Genomic DNA, 16835 nt, shown 5'->3' with positions numbered 1-16835 from the left:
AATGAGCAATCAAGCACAATTTACGGCGATGGTAAAGAAAATGGCAACGGATGATAAAAAAATGGTTTTGAGCTTGGAGTTGGTAGGGAACATTGAGCCAACTTCGCTGGTGAAATTGGTAGATATGATCGGTGACAAAGTGACTGTAAATCTTGGTAACCCACAAATGGCTATGGAGTTTGACGAGAATGAAAGAGAAGAACGTCGCGGTTTATCCGTTACAACCGATCAGTCTGGAGTGGTAACACAAGTTAGCGAAAACAACGAGGAAGACAACAAAGATACTGGTGACCTGGAGAAGGGTGGCGACGAATCCTCTGAAAACGAGGAAGGATCTGAAAACACCTCGATTCAAACGGAAGACTCGGAGAAAAAAACACCTGATCCAGAGCAGCAAAGCCAAGAAGAAACCGATGACAAAACGAGTGAAGGCGATCAGGAGGCAAATAAACAAGATGATGCTGTCGCTGCAATCGACAAGGATAAACTGGTGGCATTCATCTTGAGCGGACAAGCTCCAGCGTTTGAAGAAATGGAGTATGACTTCCCTGCATTGCTTGCACGAAAACAAAATGGCGAAACGTGGATTAAGATTGCGTCGTCCATAGGCACCTCGTCCTCCAAACTTCAAACAGCTTGGTCCAAATACAAGAAACTCGTTGCTGAACATATGGCAAAAAACGGTGAGGAACCGGGGGCAGCGTAAAGCTGCTCCTCTCCCCTAGAAAAGCGGAACCATATGACAGCCGTTAAACCGAAGCCGGAGCATCCTTGGAGACGTGGCTTTCCTAAAACCTCCGAGCAAAAGCGGATAAACGAAACCATCGTTAATGCGAAAGTGAACGACTGGAAAGTAGGCGGAGCATTGCCACCTTGGAACGGGAAGAAATAGGGCTACTCAGGATAACGGCGTCCATGACTACCAAAAAGTTCATGGACGCCTCCATACACACGAACAGGAAGGTCAGGAAACACGATGGCAACATGACCAGCATCAAGCTGTAAACGGTCGGAATCTTGTTCTATGACATAGGGTAACTCCATAGCATTCAGGGCCTCTTTCAGATAGTTGACCTCAGCCCATTCGACCGAGTAATAAAATGACTTTTCCATAAGACCAACTCCTTCGCTCTATTATGCCATGAGGAGTTAGGACAAAAATAGACGGGCACACAAGCTCAAATATGTTAAATAATCGTCAATCGTTTCTTAAAGTGAACATAACCCAATCAGCACCAATGAAAGTTGCTTTTGTGCAGATACCTTCAAAATGCCAAACATCTTGCGCCACGGAGTAGGGACCATTTACAGCCCAACTTTGACCAATCTTTCGTGATGTAAGCAATGTTTCTAGCACTGCTTGGGAGAGATCGCTCTGATCTAAAGGGGATTTAAAGCTGATTGCATAGTTGTAATCGCCTTTCGAGTATGGTTCACAGGCAAGAAGATTTAGTTTGGTCCCGAATGTGATTTCAAGATTTGAAAACATCTTCATTACTTTTTGTTTGGAAGATGCCTTTGAATAAATACTCCAGTGAATAGTTTCAAACATAAATCTCAACTCCAATAAGGCAGTGTATTACCAAATATTAAAATAATGCTCAGGATACTTACTTTAATACATCCAGAATTAGGGAGGTTGAACCAACTATAAGTGTAATCAATAAAATTGCACAAACGATAGTTACAGCTCGCCATGACTTGGCATAAAGAACAGCGCATAAAAAAACAAATTCAACAATGACAATAAGTACCCAAGAATCAAAATTCATACAACACCTCAATAATGTATGGCATCATTACCCATATATTACCACAGGTGGTCGGGGCAAACAGTAATTAACACAATGCTCAGGGAGATAAGGAGGAACGATTCGTGAGAAAGCAGGTTCCTAAGTGTTCAGGATGCGAATTTTTGGGCGAAGGAGAAGCGTTGTCATACAGGAATGCAGTAATCACAGGACTTGTAAAAGCGAGGTTTTGCAAGCATCCGAAAACTATGACTAGAAACGAAGAAGAGAGAACAGCGGGTTATCCAGGTATCGAGTCCAAGCAATTCAGAACAAGTCCGAATTGGTGCGCATTACGATAACGCACGCCTTGTTTTACAAAATGTCTATTCAGGTAAGAGGGAGGGGTTACAAGTGGTTTTGTTGTTTGTTATCTCCTTTGGATTGTTCATCCTCCTGTTTATCCCTGTTGGAGTTCATTGGGGATTGGTTCTTATTAATGCAGACTACAACGACAAGATTATCGAGTGGGAACGATTCTTCTGGAGAACCTGGTTTATGAAAAATTTGAAAATGGCTTTGTTATGGAGCGTAATTCAGATGATCGTATTTATCGTGATGTGCTATTCAATTAACAGTTTATCTCAATAGTTAGGGAGGAAAGTGGGATGGAATATAAATTGTTTTTAGTCGGAGAGGAATACATTGTTGCACAGACAGCAAAAGAAGCACTGGCTGACCACAACGAGCGTGGCGGCGAAGGATATCACCGTACGATAGATGACGTATCAGAGGTCCCTCTGGATAAGGCAGGTAGGTTCGAGCAAGAGGAAGGCGGCTATAAAGACATGACCTTCCGTGAGTTTATCGGTAGCGACTTCGTTTATGAAAAACCGACATGCATTTGCTGGATGGAGTGATGGAAATGACCGAACAGCAGATCATCGAAACGCTGGCAACGAAGGTGATGGGGTGGAAAGTTGATGGTTCAAAGCTGATTAAAAACGGATACGTTTCCTACTTGATCGAATGGAACCCACTCAAATACATGGACGATGCTTGGGTGATAGCAGAGAAACTTCACATCGGGGTGCTTCCACAGTCTCCAGGGGCTCCAGAGGATATGAAATTCCTTGCAGTCTTTGAAACTCATCCATATGACCGAGATATTGAAGTCTACGCAAATACAGCGCAAGAAGCCATATGCAAGGCAGCGCTGGAGGCAGTCGCTTAACAAAACGGTAATTAAGGAAAGTCCGTAGTTACGTTTATAGAGGAGTTAGACACCGTTTCTTCACCGATTGCTTGTACATGTATATGGTCATGGAGGACACGATTGTCAAACTTCCACGTGAGTGACCATCCGTCTCTTCCATCTATGTCATAACCGATAAGTTCTCTTTGACCCCAAGTCTGAGTACCGGTTGGGATCAACCAGAACAACATCGTTTCCGTATTTTTTGCTTCAACATGAATGGTCATTTTATGAACACCTTTGGGTGCCCTCCACCAGTTTCCTATTTTTGGTAAATCAGTGGAGACTCGTAATATTTCTGCACGCTGAAGATTTGTGTCAAGTAAGACAGGTTCAATTTTTGGGGGGAATATTAGGGCAAGGATCACACTGCTCAAAACAAACATGAATTATCACCTCGAAAAAAGTTTTCCCAAGGTTGGCATCTGTCATTAAACAAAACAATCGATTTGTAAAGGAGCGAGAACATGGATAAGAAGCAGCTTCTCATAGATGCAATTTCGGGGAATAAATCAATTTTGGCGGAACTGAACAACTTCGCTGAAAATGAGGGCCACACAAACGCGCAGGTGATGTTGGCGGTATGCAGTAAGATCCGTCAACTCGAAAAGGAAACTGCTGAGTTAGAACGCGCACTTGAGCAGGGAAATGAGCTAAAGAGGGAACGGGATATCCATGAGTGGTTCGAACTGACATACTCACAATACCTGACTATTCCCCGGAGTGTCCTGCAATCCATGCCTGTAACGTGGCAGAAGAAGTTTGTTGTACTCCTGGACGAGTTGGATGAAACACAGTGGCTATCTTTGTTACCAAAGGATACCTGCTACAGGGTAGAGCTCAGACAAACGAAGGATTCGCTAGACGGTAGAGGATGGAAGTGGGGCAGCAAAGTATCAGACCCACTCGCTGATTATCAAAGGGGACGAAGGAACATATTTGCCGAGTGATCGGAGGTATTGAGATGGGCGACTACTTTGAATGTGAAGTGAGAAGGAACAACGAAGATGAGACACATGTCGCAACAATAAGCCTGCGTCTTCTTCCGAGAATTGGGGAACACATTAAAATCGCAACGGATCAGAATGTTTATAGTTGCAAGGTAACAGACATTTGGCATTTTGTAGGCGGAAAGAATGCAGGGCACACCGTTCAGATTTACGTGGACTGGGCTTAACTTAACATTACGTTTGATAAGGGGTGGCAAACGGTGTTAGAAAAATACATCGGTTATGAATGGTCAATGTATATTGTTTGCTACCTACTCGGTTTGGCGACAGCAGCAATCATCTGGGCGGTAGTGATTGCGATAAAGGGAGGGGAACGGGATGCAAGCAGGACGTGAGATCAAGTTTCGGGCGTGGGATAGGAAGCAAAGCAAAATGGTCGACATGAATCATCTAAGGCATCATGCAAGTGGATTTCGCTTACTTGACGAAGACAGGGAGTATGAGTTTATGCAATTCACTGGTCTCCGCGACAAGAACGGCAAGGAGATATACGAAGGTGACATTTTGCGGTATCCAGACGCTTACGACAGCGGAAGCGATTGGGAAGAAACGATTAGTGTCGGGGCAATTGAATGGGACACAAATCAAGCTCAGTTCACTGTAACAAACAGGCATTCGGTTGATCTGGAGTGCTTATTTGAAGACATCGATGAAACAGAAGTGATCGGGAACGTATACGAGAATCCTGAACTCTTGGAGGTGGACAACTGATGCAAGCAGGACGTGAGTTGGACAAGCAAGTTGCGGAAGCATTGTGGTGGCAGGTTGACGAGCATATGGACATCTATGTGAATGGTGAAGTATGGGAGAAGATACCTCAGTTCTCCACCACAGGGGACGGAATGTTAATGCTGATTGAAGAAGCGCGGAAACAAGGCATTTTGATCGACATTGATACCATGGAAGATAGATACAAGGTAAAAGCCTACCGATGGAACGATCACAAACTGGAGTATGACGAGATTGGGAGAGTCGAGGGAGAGTCAGCGCCTCGCGTAGTATGCGCCGTGTTTTTACAGGAAAAGGAACTGAGAAATAAGCGGCACTTAACATAAGAGAAATTTAGGAATGTTAAAAATGGGTGTTATAGATTTCTCCAAAATCAAGCCAAGCTTTCACAGAAGCATAAACAAGCACAATTATGACAAGAAGAATGAGAGCCAAGCACCCCAAACAGCTGTACTTCATATTTAACACCCTTTTAGAGAGAAAATATATTAAACGTTCAACCAGTTACTAAATTATACCAATTATCGCGTTGCTTAACAAAATATTTCGGGAGTTAAAAATCCACGCTCATTAATCAGAGCGTGGAAAAATAAAAACTAATTAATTTGAGGGTAACTTGTTAGTCATCTTGCCTAATATTTGATTGACATGAATCGGACCGATCATTCTGCTATCTAAACTATTTAAACGATTATCACCTAAAACGAATATTGTTTGTTCGGGGATAGTTATAGGCCCGAAATCCTCAGTTAGATAGAGATTTTCTTTCTTGGCTACATTTTTAGCTGATGCCAAGTATGGTTCGTCGACCGATCTGTTATTGATGTAGAGAATATCATCTTTATATTCAAGCGTTTCTCCCGGCAACGCAATAACCCTTTTAACGTATTGTCGATCTTTCTCGGCTTGGAAAATAACGATATCCCCACGTTGGATAGGATGGGAGTCATAGTAGGTTTTATCAGCAAGAAATCGATCGTTGCTGTTCAAAGTAGGGGCCATACTCTCACCTTCAGAAACAAAGACACTTGTGGATTGGTCAGGCTGGACAGAAGAAAGACTTGCGAAAATTAAAGATAACATGAGGAAGAGCGTTTTCATTCGTATCACCACCTTATAGTTTTTTCTAATTTTATCCAATTGATTTCCAAAAGAAAAGCCCCCAACAGGGAGCCCGAATATGCGTTCGTCAAACCATATTATAGCATGGGCTGCCACGAGGGGGAATTGGAAAGATGAGCGCACAGGTACAAGAACAACTGTCATTTCTACAACCGGTTAATGAGAGAGAAGTCAGAAAAGCAGTTGTGAAAGAATTGAAATCATACAAAGCCCTCCGTGTTGCTGTTCAAAACAAGAAAGAGCAAGTGGAGAAGGGCATAGAGCAATTGTTCCCTCGGCTGCAGCTTTCAGAGACACAGAACGAATTGAAAGCGAAGCAGATCGAGAGAGCACTCGAGTATTCACTCGATGAGGTAGAGCGACAGATCATCGAAGAGAAGTATCTCAGTACATCCCGGGTCAAAGACATCAACGTTTATCTTGATATGGGATTGGACAAGGATCGGTATTACGAGAGTAAAAAAGAAGCTATTGCTCAAATTGCAAAGGCACTCGGTATGATCTGAGTGCCTTATTTTTAAAAAATGCACCGACAAAATCCCGACAAAATACGGGACAAAAAAACCGATAAAGGGCGGGACGATTTGAAATGTCATGGACGGTAATCTTGAGTCAAGAGCAAGCGACATCGGCTCTTGGGAGATACCGTCTATCCCTTATCAATGACGCACCGGTACATGTCGAATGGGCGATGAAAGCTGTTGGTTTACCAAGCAGAGCAGCAGGAGTCCTAGCGCGCATGATGTGATTTAACACAACGCATGCCTTGAAGTTGCGGCGAAGGGTACGGGGAACGTGTGAGAGCGTAGTGAACGCTTTTTACATTGTTTTTGTATTGTTCGTTGCAATAACGACCATGACCGATCTGCTTGGAGGTTCGTCGTTGCGACAATATGTCATGCAGGTGATTGTATGAATAGATACTCAAACAGGAAATGAGCAGCGCCAGTATATCGGCTGCCTCCGGATCATAAATGCTACGGTTGTGTATGGGTGAGTGTCCAGGGAAACAAGCTGCATTGCTTACGGCCTGTATGTGTGAAGCAAAAGAAGTAGCAGCGCTCAATAAACAGGGACTTATTTGCGAGTCGCGACTCAGACCACTCGCTCCCTGTTCGGTGGGCGTTCCACATGGTGAATTTATCGCAAAAAAACATCTCGATTCACCTTAGATAGTGAAACGAGATGTTTAATCGTTCTTTTTGTTATTTAGTTATTCGATCTTTTGAGACAGTACCGTTTACAGTTCGTTCTCATTTTGTGCAATTTTAACAGCGATGTAACCTGCCAAATCCGCTCCCTCTTGTGAGTTAACCGAAACTGTATGTTGACCAGTTCCCCATGCTGAGCTACTTATCTCATCAAAAGCATCACCAGGTGCAACATTTCCGGACATTAACTGAGTACCACTTGAATCCGTTACTGATACGAAAAAGCTAGATGTTCCATTATTTTTTACATATACTTTCACCCAACCGTAACCAGATGGTATGTTGAAACTCTTGTTAGTATGTGTTTTTTTAAGCGGTTCGTTATCAATAGGCTTTTCTACTGCCATAGGAATGAATACGTTCTCGGGATTTTTTTCGGAATCATCCAAATCATTAACCTGATTCCCCGTAACGTGACTCACAGCTGTATCAGGGGATGATGCCATAGCACTAGATCCAATAGATAGACTGCTAAGTAAAAGAGCTGCTGCAATTGTGCCTTTAATGGATTTTTTCATAATAACTCCTCCAATTGGATTATTTGGAATAAATTTCCTATTCACTATATTACATGAAAAATTTGGTTATGCAAGAGGTAGTTTCCTTTTCTTGCCATACTTCTGTTGAAGGGGTCCTATGGATATCGGGAAAAGATTATTCTATTAAGGACCCAAGCAGTGCTTTTTTCATGGAGGTGGGTGAAATGTAGTGCGTCAGTATGTCGACTCAGCGACAGGAGAAATTTACTACACGGAGGAAGTGCTGCGACGGTCGGACGAGATTGTAAAAGTTTTTCGTCCAGTAGGTCGCAGCTCAAAATTCGTAAAGATCAAAGCCAGCCAGAAGGCAAAGCGACGGCTCAGAAAGCTGTCACTCGCTGAGGCTGGCTTTTTGTTGAAGATTGCACCGTATGCAAGCGAGGGCACTAACCTCTTGCAAGGTGACAATGAGCGCGGGCAAAAGGGGACGCCACTTACCGTCAAAGACCTTTCCCGCATCGCAGACTGCTCCTATCCAACAGCACGCAAGATCGTGAAGACATTCGTGGAGCTCCACATCATGCGTAGAACCGATTTGGAAGGACGGTCAGGTTTAGCAATTAATCCACTGTATTCTCTCAACGGGAAGACAGCAGAAGCTTGGCTCCTGAATCTATTCAAGAAGGAGATCACAGAGGCTGGCGAGGACCCCAATTTGGACTAGGGGGTCGCCAGAAGCCAACAGGCAGCCAAAGCATGAGGCTCTAAGCTTCAACCCCATTTTTTGCGGTGAAACAAAGCATATACTTTTACGCTGGAATAGTAGTTGTTTGATTACACCTGCAAAACACGGCATGAGCTCAACAGTATCAAGGCATCCGGCAATTTTAAAGCTGGCAATATTCTTTATTCTTACTTTATCGCCACGAAGGAGCTGAACAGCTTGGACATACGGAAAATATCAGTCTCTAAAATCAATCCAGCCCCATATAATCCCCGCGTGGATTTGCAACCGGGTGACATCGAATACGAGAAGCTGAAAAGATCGATTGAGGAATTCGGTTGCGTCGAAACGCTCGTCTGGAATGAACGGACGGGTAACCTGGTCGGAGGTCATCAACGATTTAAGATACTTGTTAATGAATTGGGATCCACGGAAGTTAATGTTTCTGTTGTGGACTTGGATGACATCCGCGAGAAGGCGCTCAACATCGCATTGAACAAGATCAGCGGTGCTTGGGATGAGGAAATGCTTGCCCAGGTGTTGGTGGAACTGCAGGAGAGCGATTTGGACGTAGAGCTCACAGGCTTTGATTTGGATGAAGCTGTAGATTTGATCAATGATTTCGTCAACATTGAAATAGATGAACCAGTTAAAGAAGATGATTTCGATGTTGAGAAAGCACTAAATGATATCGTTGAACCGGAGACGAAGCCAGGGGATATCTGGAGGCTCGGGCGGCACATTCTTATGTGCGGAGACGCCACAAGAGAGCAGGATATAAAACGGCTGATGGATGGACAGCAGGCAGCACTAGTAGTTACTGATCCACCCTATAATGTTGCTGTCAAAAGTGAATCGGCAGGACTGGCTTTAGACGGAAGGGAAAGCATCTTGAATGATGATATGCCTATGGAGCAATTCGCGGACTTCCTTCAAACTGTGTTTGCAAATTATGCATCAATCATGGACCCGAAAGCAGCAATCTATGTTTTCCATCCTTCTAGCTATCAGCGAGAATTTGAGAACAAGATGAACGAGGCCGGAATAGTATCACGTACCCAGTGTATTTGGGTTAAGAACGCTTTTTCATTGTCATTTGCTCAATATAAGTTCAAACATGAGCCAGTGTTCTATGCTCATCTAAAAGGTCAGGCTCCTGCATGGTACGGAGATCGTAAGCAGACGACGGTCTGGAGAACTGAACTCTCTTTAATCCCTGAAGAGCCAGAGACTGTCTGGGAGGTATCGCGAGGGGATGTAAGCAAGTACGTCCATCCAACCCAAAAGCCATTGGCGCTGCTTGCTATTCCAATTGGGAACAGTAGTCAGAAAGGTGATACCACTGTCGATTTTTTCGGTGGTAGTGGATCTACCCTTATGACGTGTGAGCAGATGGGGCGTATCTGTAGAACAATGGAGCTTGATCCGAAATTCTGTGATGTCATCAAGAGACGTTTCTATGAATTGACGGGCATTGAACCTGTGTTACTAACGAGACAAAGCGCTAGAAAATGATGTCGATTTCGATATCGGGCCACGCTTCTTTTAGTGGCAGACCATTTAACTTAACAAGATAGAGCAACGCATCTGGCTGTTGTGTAGTAATGACACTATCCTCGTCATAGTAACGTGTGAACGAATGACCAAACGGAGTGTTTGTTATTGAGTATCTGTTGCTATTATAAATAAACTCGATGTCACGACCTGATCTTATATCTTCAACGAATTGATCATATGTGTAAGGCGTCATAGCATGCACTTCCTTTCTAAATATAAGCAAAAGGGAGACGCGTCAACGTCCCCCCATGCAACCAGGTCACCCCGGCTGAGATAGCGAAGAGCTGCGGCCGCAGTTTTTACCAAGTCGCTATCTCGTTTTCCATTTTACAGGAAAGCCGAGGGTGCCACAATGAAAACAACAACAGAACAGTCATCTCCTGAATCTATTGACCTTCTATTGCAATATCAAATTGAAGTAATGGAAGGCATCATGGAATCTAAGGATCAATACAGGAGAGTCGTGAAAGCAGCCATTGCAAAGTGGGTTAAGGACTTCCAATCAGGCCATATCGAAATCAAAACAGTAGATGACCTGAAAAAACTGATAGAGCTGGACATTGAGCTGCAAAAGGATGAATTATGAAAAGAGAGGAGATAGTCTGCAATTGTTGAAATTCTGTTAACAGGAGGGATATGAACTTGCAGAAACTAGCTCAATTTTCAGGCGGGATACTTTTAGGGTTCGTTATGTTAACGGGAGTAATTTATACTCTGTTCGAAAACGTTAACGATCTGAGTAGATGGAGCGAACTGACAAAAAACCTAGCTCAAATTAATGTCACAATCGCTTTGGGATATGCTGCTCTAGTTGCTGGTATAGCCGCAGCATTAAAACATGCAGGGCAATTTGCTCAACACAAAGGCCGTCTCTACGGGATGATAAAAGCATTTGTCTATTTCATCACTATGAATCTTTGGCTGTATTTTTGGTCTTTTTCAAAAACATTGGCGTGGTTAAATTTGATTCCTTTTCTAGGGGCGATAGGGACGTTTGCTTTTTTGAGTAAGCAGTTTTTGATAGTAGTGCGAGAAATGTTAAATGTTGAAGATTGATTAAACTTGATGCGCTCGTAAAGGGTGCATCTTTCTTTTTGAAAACAACCCCATGAAGTGGTGAGGTGGTGGACATGTAGATGGCGAGAAATCCCGAAAAGCAAAGATGCAAGGCAAAGAGCAAGCAAAGGGGCCAACAGTGCAATAACTGGGCAAAGCCCGGATGGGATGTCTGTCGTTTCCATGGTGCTGGCGGCGGTGCCCCAACGCGCAATACAAACGCAGTCAAAACAGGCGAGTTTCAGTCGATCTGGATGGACGCCTTGACTCCAGAGCAAGCAGAGGTGATTGAAAGGATCAGTCTTGATCCATTACAACAGGCGGATGAAGAGATCCGCTTGTTTACTTGGCGGGAACGAGAGATGATGCTCCGCATTCGAGACTTGAAGGAAGGATTGACCGAAAAGCAACGTCGGGTCCTTCAAGAGAGGGTCGCTATAAAAGAGCCTGTACAGGTTCATGATGAAAAGTCTGGGCAATCCAAGACGGTCGTGCTGTCTCGTAATGAGTTGGTTACTACTGAAATCGAAGAGACAGAGTATCGTGCAATTGAAGATATCTTGTCGCTTGAGGAAGCGCTGACCAGGGTCCAAGATAAAAAATTGAAGGCTATTCAACTGAAAGCGCAACTGTTGAGCAATGGCGGTGGTACTGAGAAGGAGATCATTGTTCGGAGGTGGTCGCGTGACAAATCTGGCACTTGATCTTGATCCGTTTGAGGGATGGACACCGCATCCCAAGCAAATCGAAGTTATGGAATGTGATGTTCGAAACGTGGTTATGAACTGCGGGCGACGGGGTGGAAAAACAAACGTGGGAGCCCGAAAGTTTTTCGATAACATCCTAGCAGACGTTGAGGCAGACAAGGGTTTGCCATATAAGCCCCCACGCAACCTTAAGGTCATGAAAAAGCCAAAGCCAAGGCTTGAATACTGGTGCATTTCCCCGACCTATTCCATGTCAGAGATACAGCAGGAAGAGCTGGCGGCTGTCATTCCAGAGGAAATGATCGAGAACTGGGACTTATCTAAGAATCGGGTGTGGCTGAAAGGGTACATCCTCATTCAGTTTAAATCTGCCGACAATCCGAAGACGCTAGTTGGTAAAGGACTGGATGGTGTGTGGCTTGATGAGGCTTCCAAGATGAAGGAGCAGACTTGGAGCGGATACCTCTCTTATGCTCTCGCTGATAAAGGCGGCTGGAGTGTTTGGACGACCACGCCAGAGGGGATGAACTGGTTTTACCATGACATCGTGTTGAATGGGCAGCATACGCAGGTAGGCGGGCAATTGGACGAATATCGCAATGATCCAGAATGGCGTAATTTTTATTGGACAAGCAAGGACAATCCATTGCCAGAGTTGCAAAAGAATATTCAGCGCATGATTGAAACCATGCCGAAACGATATGTTGACCGGGAGATATTCGCCCGGTTCGATGTGTTTTTTGGGCAGGTCTATGAGGAATTTGACCGATCGATACATGTTGTACCGCGCGCGCTTTGCGAGCAGAAGTTCAAAGAGGGACATTTTGTTCACATTGAGGCGGGGAAAGACTGGGGCTTTACCAACCCCGGGGTTACTCTCGTTGGGGCAATGACCGCCAACGGAGAGTTGTGGATTGTTGATGCTATCTATAAGGCTCAGATGGAGATTCTTGTCCCCGGCAGTTCAGATTGCTGGGTGGCTCAAGACAAGGAGATCATGAAGAAGTGGAAGATCAAAATGTTTTGGTGTGACTCAGAGGACGCGAGCAACATTAAAACGTATCTGACTAATGGTTTGCCAGCTAAAGCAGCTCAGAAGCACTTGAAAGAAGGCATACGGGCTGTCTCCACTCTGTTCAAAGTGAAGAGTGACAATGGCAGGCCAAACATCTTTATTTCCGATCATTTGAAAGAGGTCATCCAAGAATTGACGAACTACAGATATCCGGAAGATGTTACAGGCGACCGTGCTGAGGTGCCAGTGAAGGAAAATGATCACTCTATGGATGGTCTTCGGTATCTAGTTTGGAACAGCAAGGTGTTCCATCAGTTGCTGATCAGCAGATTCAAGGTAATCCCTTGGAAAGTGGCCTAATAGCTCGTATCAAATGACTCAGGTAAAATCCACATTTCAGGATATCCTTTTGAAGGTGTGGAGTGTATGTCATTGATGGAGTTAGTAGATCTATTCCAGCCAATGATTTTCTCGTTGTTCAATTCAAAAGTTACTTTGTAATAACGGTTGGATGCACTGGCTTCCGGATAAAAAGGAGTTTCCTTTGCATCAACTTTATCAATTTCAATAACCGTACCATGATTTTTTGTAATTACACGATTTATTTCGGCCTTGTGCTGATTTTTTAATCCCCAATCTGCAAGGAAAAATAGTGGGATACAAACCATTAAGCCGGCTAGGATAATTCCAAGGCTTGTAGTTTTATTTCTCCTGAAAATGATAGCCAAGATAATCGTTGCAAATAAAACAATCGCACACAAAAAAAGAAAAACGTAGCCAATTTCAATCACCTCAAGAATTGTATACGTCCAGTTATGGTGATGGTTCCAAAAAACAATTTAGGGGGTGACGAAAATGCAAACGATGCTGCTGGAGCAGTTTTACGAAGATAACAAAGCCAACAATTCGTGGCGGTGGGTATCAGACCTGATAAAAAAGCACCAGACGAAGGACTACTCGCTCATGCGAAGGTATGTCGATGGAGACCAGGACATTCTCCACAAACAAGAGGAAAAGGGCAAGCCGAATAACAAAATCGTCTTAAATTTTGCTCGGAAAATTATCGACTTCGGTACTTCATACATTGCTAGTAACCCAATTCGCTATTCTTCCAATGAGGCAGGAGCAGACGTGGAAGAGTACGTTAAAAAGCTGCAGGCTGTCCTGATGGATAACGATGAAGAGAGCTTGTCTTACGATATTATCGAGGACGGTTCGATCGATGGTGAGGTATTCGAATACTACTACTTTGACGAGGATGGACAGATTTGTATTACTGAGTTCAAAGCAGACGAGTGTATCGCTGTGTATGACACGACGGTTAAATCCAAGCTGATTGCGGTTATTCGGTACTATACGATGACGGATGTTAGCAGAAACACCAAGACTTTGCTGGTTGAAGTTTACGATGAAAACGAGATTACTTACCTCCGACAAGAAGGGACTGCATTAGTTCTGGATATGAGCAGGGAACAGAATCCCGTCTCGCATAACATCACTGTCCGCGTAAAGGACCAGGATGGTAAGTTTCAGCAGAAGCCCGTTGTCCCTTGGACGCATTACGTCAATCGACGTCGGAAACATCAGCAAAACCGCGATGATGGGATGGTTGAGGGGATGGGCGATCTGTCAGACCTGAAGCAACTTATGGACGCGATTAACAAGGCTGTCACTGGTAAGGTAGATGTGCAGGAATATTTCAAGAATCCAAAAGTCATTTTTGAAGATTTGGATCTTGATGAACTACTCCTGTATGACGCAGAGGGGAACCTCATCACGGACGTGGAGAAGAAGAAGCAGTATCTTGCTAAAATGTGGTCTACCTCTCAAATCCTTGTAGGCAAAAAAGCCGTTCCGGTCACCTGGGACCTACAGGACACTCATGAGGAAAACACTATCAACCGATTGATCGAAACGATTCTTGACCAAACTGGAACACCTCACCTGCGACCTGACCAAGTTGGGACAGCTCCATCCGGAATTGCATTGAAGATCATCTTTTACCATGCCGACATTAAGGCGGGCATAAAGATGCGCCAGTATGGAAAAGGGTTTCGTAATCGAATTCGTATTCTTACTGGGATGCTGAATCAGAAATATAGAAAGCAATGGGATTACCAAGCTGTCGATGTGAAATTCAGTAAGAACATGCCAGTGAATGTGGTGGAAATGGTGGAGATCGTGACGAAACTAGTTGGTCAGTTGTCCCATGAGGAAAGGCTGGCGCTGCTGCCGTTTGTGGATGATCCGCGGGCATCTCGTGAAAAACTGCTGAAAGAACAAGACGAAGAGGCCGAACGCAGAATGAAGATACTTGACCCGGACGCATTGGAAGACAAGGAGCCCGTAGATGATGACACGCCCTCTGACGATGAAAAGAGTTCAGAAGGTGACGCTGCATGAGCAGGGAGGAACGTTACCAAGAGGAACTGGAAACGAGAATCGAAAAACATGGGGTTAAATTAAAGAAGCTGTTTTCTAAAGCCAATAAAAGCATTGTGCAAGAAATCACTGACCTCTACGCTCGATTTGCTGAAAGTGGAGAAGAGTTAGTGTCCTTGATTTATAACGCCGCACGGCTCGACCTCATCATGACAAGTATAAAAACCATCTTGTACACCCTCCGTATGGAAGAAGAGCAGCAACTTCGAATCACATGGGCGGAAGAGTACAAGGTCAGCCTGTTCCATCACCTCTATTTTCTTGAACAGGATGCACAAGTAGAGGTTCGGCTTCCACAGATCAATACCGGCATGGTACTTGCTGCATTGGAGCGACCATGGAAAGGCAGGCATTTTTCCAAACGAATTCGCATGCGTACTGACCTGTTGGCGGCAACCATGGAAGATGTAATTACTCAGGGTGCAACTCAGGGATGGGGTGTGACCCGAACAGCTAAGGAGATTACGAAAAGGACATCAGAGAGTTGGTCAAGCGCCCAACGCCTTGCTCGTACAGAACTAAACCGGGCTGCTGCCCAAGGGCAAACCATGGCCTACCAAGCCAATTCAGATATTGTGAGCGAAAAGGAATTTTGTGCCACGTTGGACAAGCGGACTTCTTCTGAGTGCCGCAAGCTGGACGGCAAAAGATATCCGCTTGATTATGACACAGCCGACAATCCAGGGCGTGAAGGTGAACGCATACCTAATCATCCAAATTGCCGATCGTATTGGCGGCCTGTACTCAAATCTAAGGTCTTGGAGAAATTGGAACGACAGCGTGCTTATCGTATTGATCAGGAGAGAGGATACACCTCTGCGCGCACTTTTAAAGAGTGGGCTGACAAAAAGGGATTGGCAGCTTAACAGCACGATAAACCGTGTTGTTTTTTATTGCCTGAAAGGAGGCGAGATCGATGTGATCAAGATTCAAGCATTTCTGGACAACGGTGAAATGAAAATCCATGCCATTGGTCATGCGAATTATGCCGAGCATGGAAAGGACATTGTTTGCGCCGGGGTTTCTACCATCATCCAAACAGCATTACTTGGTATTCAAGCAATTGCCCAGCAATACCCGGATTACGTGTCTTTAGAAATTCAAAATCAGGAAGGAGAAGGTACGAAGTGAAAAAGTCACAATGGTTATTTCGTTTGCAACGATTCAATGATGGAGGAGGAGAAGGTGGGCAAGGTGGTAATGATGGAGGCGGCGGTTCCGGTGGAGCTGCTGGAGCAATCGACGGAGGGGCACAGCAAAATGGTGGCGGCGATAAGGGCGGGGAAAGTAAGCCTGCGGTAGCGTTTGGATCTAAAGAGGAATACGATTCCGCACTACAAGGAGCGGTCAGTGACTTCCTTAAAGGGCTGGGCATCGAAAAGGCTGATGACTTAAAGGGGATCGTTGATTCGCATAAGCAAAAGCAAGAGGCTGAAAAAACTGCTGAACAAAAGCTGTTAGAGCGGGAATCTGACCTGAAGAACGCCAATGGTACAATCCAATCCCTCCGGATTGAAAATGCCTTCACTTTGGAGGCAATAAAGCAAGGGATTGACCCAGATAAACTTTCTGATGCCATTCGCCTGGCTGATCTATCTAAGGTCGAGGTGACGGATGCAGGCAAGGTTAAAAACATCGATAAGCATGTTACTGAGTTGATCACTTCTAAACCGTGGTTGAAGGCAGATGAAACACCGCGGGGAACTACTCCTGGAGCAAAGCCACCAGCCGATCAAAAGTCTACCATTCCAAATATCTCAGACCTGCGTAAATTGCAGCGCATCTAAAAGGGGGCAAT

Annotated in this window: 27 protein-coding genes; 21 read left to right on the top strand and 6 right to left on the bottom strand. The window is 44.5% G+C overall.

What is annotated here, in order from left to right; all coding sequences use genetic code 11:
* Position 1 precedes the first annotated feature (1 nt).
* Entirely contained in the window at positions 2-706 is a 705-nt protein-coding gene (locus tag ACKKE8_RS18810) for a hypothetical protein (RefSeq protein ID WP_409174396.1), read from the top strand.
* Between the two features lie 188 nt (positions 707-894).
* Here ACKKE8_RS18810 and ACKKE8_RS18805 read toward each other — a convergent pair whose 3' ends face one another.
* Entirely contained in the window at positions 895-1113 is a 219-nt protein-coding gene (locus tag ACKKE8_RS18805; RefSeq protein ID WP_409174395.1) for a hypothetical protein, read from the bottom strand.
* Positions 1114-1198: 85 nt separating this feature from the next.
* On the bottom strand, positions 1199-1552 hold the full coding sequence (locus ACKKE8_RS18800) for a hypothetical protein (RefSeq protein ID WP_409174394.1): 354 nt from the start codon (positions 1550-1552) through the stop codon (positions 1199-1201).
* A gap of 592 nt (positions 1553-2144) precedes the next feature.
* Between ACKKE8_RS18800 and ACKKE8_RS18795 the strand changes: the two genes are divergently transcribed.
* From ACKKE8_RS18795 to ACKKE8_RS18785, 3 genes are read left to right on the top strand one after another with little or no spacing between them, the layout of a single operon-like run.
* On the top strand, positions 2145-2381 hold the full coding sequence (locus ACKKE8_RS18795) for a hypothetical protein (RefSeq protein ID WP_409174393.1): 237 nt from the start codon (positions 2145-2147) through the stop codon (positions 2379-2381).
* A 17-nt stretch (positions 2382-2398) separates the two neighbouring features.
* On the top strand, positions 2399-2650 hold the full coding sequence (locus tag ACKKE8_RS18790) for a hypothetical protein (protein WP_409174392.1): 252 nt from the start codon (positions 2399-2401) through the stop codon (positions 2648-2650).
* A 5-nt stretch (positions 2651-2655) separates the two neighbouring features.
* Entirely contained in the window at positions 2656-2964 is a 309-nt protein-coding gene (locus ACKKE8_RS18785; RefSeq protein WP_409174391.1) for a BC1872 family protein, read from the top strand.
* A gap of 11 nt (positions 2965-2975) precedes the next feature.
* Here the strand turns inward: ACKKE8_RS18785 and ACKKE8_RS18780 are convergent, their stop codons facing one another.
* On the bottom strand, positions 2976-3371 hold the full coding sequence (locus ACKKE8_RS18780) for a hypothetical protein (protein ID WP_409174390.1): 396 nt from the start codon (positions 3369-3371) through the stop codon (positions 2976-2978).
* Positions 3372-3452: 81 nt separating this feature from the next.
* Between ACKKE8_RS18780 and ACKKE8_RS18775 the strand changes: the two genes are divergently transcribed.
* The 5 genes from ACKKE8_RS18775 to ACKKE8_RS18755 are packed head-to-tail and all read left to right on the top strand — an operon-like array spanning position 3453 to position 5050.
* Entirely contained in the window at positions 3453-3935 is a 483-nt protein-coding gene (locus ACKKE8_RS18775) for a hypothetical protein (RefSeq protein ID WP_409174389.1), read from the top strand.
* 14 nt (positions 3936-3949) lie between these two features.
* Entirely contained in the window at positions 3950-4162 is a 213-nt protein-coding gene (locus tag ACKKE8_RS18770; RefSeq protein ID WP_409174388.1) for a hypothetical protein, read from the top strand.
* A gap of 33 nt (positions 4163-4195) precedes the next feature.
* A complete protein-coding gene (locus ACKKE8_RS18765) occupies positions 4196-4330 on the top strand; it encodes a hypothetical protein (RefSeq protein WP_409174387.1) in 135 nt (44 codons plus the stop codon).
* Positions 4314-4706 (top strand): YopX family protein, encoded by a 393-nt coding sequence (locus ACKKE8_RS18760; protein WP_409174386.1) that lies wholly within the window; start codon positions 4314-4316, stop codon positions 4704-4706. The genes ACKKE8_RS18765 and ACKKE8_RS18760 overlap by 17 nt, the downstream gene beginning before the upstream one ends.
* A complete protein-coding gene (locus ACKKE8_RS18755) occupies positions 4706-5050 on the top strand; it encodes a hypothetical protein (protein ID WP_409174385.1) in 345 nt (114 codons plus the stop codon). The genes ACKKE8_RS18760 and ACKKE8_RS18755 overlap by 1 nt, the downstream gene beginning before the upstream one ends.
* A gap of 274 nt (positions 5051-5324) precedes the next feature.
* Here ACKKE8_RS18755 and lepB read toward each other — a convergent pair whose 3' ends face one another.
* On the bottom strand, positions 5325-5825 hold the full coding sequence (gene lepB / locus ACKKE8_RS18750; RefSeq protein ID WP_409174384.1) for a signal peptidase I: 501 nt from the start codon (positions 5823-5825) through the stop codon (positions 5325-5327).
* A 134-nt stretch (positions 5826-5959) separates the two neighbouring features.
* Between lepB and ACKKE8_RS18745 the strand changes: the two genes are divergently transcribed.
* Together ACKKE8_RS18745 and ACKKE8_RS18740 are read left to right on the top strand one after the other, a co-directional pair.
* Positions 5960-6352: an ArpU family phage packaging/lysis transcriptional regulator gene (locus ACKKE8_RS18745; RefSeq protein WP_409174383.1), complete on the top strand. Its 393-nt coding sequence runs from the start codon at positions 5960-5962 to the stop codon at positions 6350-6352.
* Between the two features lie 83 nt (positions 6353-6435).
* Positions 6436-6594, top strand: a complete 159-nt coding sequence (locus ACKKE8_RS18740) for a hypothetical protein (protein WP_409174382.1) — start codon at positions 6436-6438, stop codon at positions 6592-6594.
* Positions 6595-7086: 492 nt separating this feature from the next.
* On the opposite strand, the gene ACKKE8_RS18735 is transcribed toward ACKKE8_RS18740, so the two are convergent.
* Positions 7087-7575 (bottom strand): hypothetical protein, encoded by a 489-nt coding sequence (locus tag ACKKE8_RS18735; protein WP_409174381.1) that lies wholly within the window; start codon positions 7573-7575, stop codon positions 7087-7089.
* Positions 7576-7765: 190 nt separating this feature from the next.
* Between ACKKE8_RS18735 and ACKKE8_RS18730 the strand changes: the two genes are divergently transcribed.
* From ACKKE8_RS18730 to ACKKE8_RS18705, 6 genes are all read left to right on the top strand, one after another.
* A complete protein-coding gene (locus ACKKE8_RS18730) occupies positions 7766-8260 on the top strand; it encodes a hypothetical protein (RefSeq protein WP_409174380.1) in 495 nt (164 codons plus the stop codon).
* Positions 8261-8479: 219 nt separating this feature from the next.
* Entirely contained in the window at positions 8480-9775 is a 1296-nt protein-coding gene (locus ACKKE8_RS18725) for a site-specific DNA-methyltransferase (protein WP_409179158.1), read from the top strand.
* Between the two features lie 394 nt (positions 9776-10169).
* Positions 10170-10403: a hypothetical protein gene (locus ACKKE8_RS18720; protein WP_409174379.1), complete on the top strand. Its 234-nt coding sequence runs from the start codon at positions 10170-10172 to the stop codon at positions 10401-10403.
* A gap of 56 nt (positions 10404-10459) precedes the next feature.
* The gene (locus ACKKE8_RS18715; protein ID WP_409174378.1) at positions 10460-10873 is read left to right on the top strand and encodes a hypothetical protein; all 414 of its coding nucleotides are present in this window, start codon (positions 10460-10462) and stop codon (positions 10871-10873) included.
* A gap of 80 nt (positions 10874-10953) precedes the next feature.
* A complete protein-coding gene (locus ACKKE8_RS18710; RefSeq protein WP_409174377.1) occupies positions 10954-11577 on the top strand; it encodes a hypothetical protein in 624 nt (207 codons plus the stop codon).
* Positions 11558-12955 (top strand): terminase large subunit domain-containing protein, encoded by a 1398-nt coding sequence (locus ACKKE8_RS18705; protein WP_409174376.1) that lies wholly within the window; start codon positions 11558-11560, stop codon positions 12953-12955. Before ACKKE8_RS18710 ends, ACKKE8_RS18705 begins: the two co-directional genes overlap by 20 nt.
* On the opposite strand, the gene ACKKE8_RS18700 is transcribed toward ACKKE8_RS18705, so the two are convergent.
* The gene (locus ACKKE8_RS18700; RefSeq protein WP_409174375.1) at positions 12952-13386 is read right to left on the bottom strand and encodes a hypothetical protein; all 435 of its coding nucleotides are present in this window, start codon (positions 13384-13386) and stop codon (positions 12952-12954) included. The two genes, ACKKE8_RS18705 and ACKKE8_RS18700, sit on opposite strands and share 4 nt — an antisense overlap.
* Positions 13387-13450: 64 nt before the next feature.
* On the opposite strand from ACKKE8_RS18700, the gene ACKKE8_RS18695 reads away from it, so the two are divergent.
* The 4 genes from ACKKE8_RS18695 to ACKKE8_RS18680 are packed head-to-tail and all read left to right on the top strand — an operon-like array spanning position 13451 to position 16824.
* A complete protein-coding gene (locus ACKKE8_RS18695) occupies positions 13451-14998 on the top strand; it encodes a phage portal protein (protein WP_409174374.1) in 1548 nt (515 codons plus the stop codon).
* Complete coding sequence (locus tag ACKKE8_RS18690) at positions 14995-15903, top strand: minor capsid protein (RefSeq protein WP_409174373.1); 909 nt, start codon at positions 14995-14997, stop codon at positions 15901-15903. Before ACKKE8_RS18695 ends, ACKKE8_RS18690 begins: the two co-directional genes overlap by 4 nt.
* 52 nt (positions 15904-15955) lie before the next feature.
* Entirely contained in the window at positions 15956-16168 is a 213-nt protein-coding gene (locus ACKKE8_RS18685; protein WP_056486611.1) for a ribosomal-processing cysteine protease Prp, read from the top strand.
* Positions 16165-16824: a hypothetical protein gene (locus ACKKE8_RS18680; RefSeq protein ID WP_409174372.1), complete on the top strand. Its 660-nt coding sequence runs from the start codon at positions 16165-16167 to the stop codon at positions 16822-16824. Before ACKKE8_RS18685 ends, ACKKE8_RS18680 begins: the two co-directional genes overlap by 4 nt.
* Positions 16825-16835 lie beyond the last annotated feature (11 nt).

Origin of the sequence: Brevibacillus fortis, assembly GCF_046196545.1 — a bacterium.
GTDB lineage: Bacteria > Bacillota > Bacilli > Brevibacillales > Brevibacillaceae > Brevibacillus > Brevibacillus fortis_A.
This window is presented reverse-complemented; position numbering and strand designations above follow the sequence as displayed.

Coding starts and splice junctions, on each gene's coding strand:
- ACKKE8_RS18790 (WP_409174392.1), top strand. CDS start 2,399: ATGGAATATAAATTGTTTTTAGTCGGAGAGGAATACATTGTTGCACAG.
- ACKKE8_RS18810 (WP_409174396.1), top strand. CDS start 2: ATGAGCAATCAAGCACAATTTACGGCGATGGTAAAGAAAATGGCAACG.
- ACKKE8_RS18755 (WP_409174385.1), top strand. CDS start 4,706: ATGCAAGCAGGACGTGAGTTGGACAAGCAAGTTGCGGAAGCATTGTGG.
- ACKKE8_RS18690 (WP_409174373.1), top strand. CDS start 14,995: ATGAGCAGGGAGGAACGTTACCAAGAGGAACTGGAAACGAGAATCGAA.
- ACKKE8_RS18800 (WP_409174394.1), bottom strand. CDS start 1,552: ATGTTTGAAACTATTCACTGGAGTATTTATTCAAAGGCATCTTCCAAA.
- ACKKE8_RS18805 (WP_409174395.1), bottom strand. CDS start 1,113: ATGGAAAAGTCATTTTATTACTCGGTCGAATGGGCTGAGGTCAACTAT.
- ACKKE8_RS18740 (WP_409174382.1), top strand. CDS start 6,436: ATGTCATGGACGGTAATCTTGAGTCAAGAGCAAGCGACATCGGCTCTT.
- ACKKE8_RS18695 (WP_409174374.1), top strand. CDS start 13,451: ATGCAAACGATGCTGCTGGAGCAGTTTTACGAAGATAACAAAGCCAAC.
- ACKKE8_RS18710 (WP_409174377.1), top strand. CDS start 10,954: ATGGCGAGAAATCCCGAAAAGCAAAGATGCAAGGCAAAGAGCAAGCAA.
- ACKKE8_RS18720 (WP_409174379.1), top strand. CDS start 10,170: ATGAAAACAACAACAGAACAGTCATCTCCTGAATCTATTGACCTTCTA.
- ACKKE8_RS18785 (WP_409174391.1), top strand. CDS start 2,656: ATGACCGAACAGCAGATCATCGAAACGCTGGCAACGAAGGTGATGGGG.
- ACKKE8_RS18770 (WP_409174388.1), top strand. CDS start 3,950: ATGGGCGACTACTTTGAATGTGAAGTGAGAAGGAACAACGAAGATGAG.
- ACKKE8_RS18780 (WP_409174390.1), bottom strand. CDS start 3,371: ATGTTTGTTTTGAGCAGTGTGATCCTTGCCCTAATATTCCCCCCAAAA.
- ACKKE8_RS18760 (WP_409174386.1), top strand. CDS start 4,314: ATGCAAGCAGGACGTGAGATCAAGTTTCGGGCGTGGGATAGGAAGCAA.
- lepB (WP_409174384.1), bottom strand. CDS start 5,825: ATGAAAACGCTCTTCCTCATGTTATCTTTAATTTTCGCAAGTCTTTCT.
- ACKKE8_RS18775 (WP_409174389.1), top strand. CDS start 3,453: ATGGATAAGAAGCAGCTTCTCATAGATGCAATTTCGGGGAATAAATCA.
- ACKKE8_RS18735 (WP_409174381.1), bottom strand. CDS start 7,575: ATGAAAAAATCCATTAAAGGCACAATTGCAGCAGCTCTTTTACTTAGC.
- ACKKE8_RS18745 (WP_409174383.1), top strand. CDS start 5,960: ATGAGCGCACAGGTACAAGAACAACTGTCATTTCTACAACCGGTTAAT.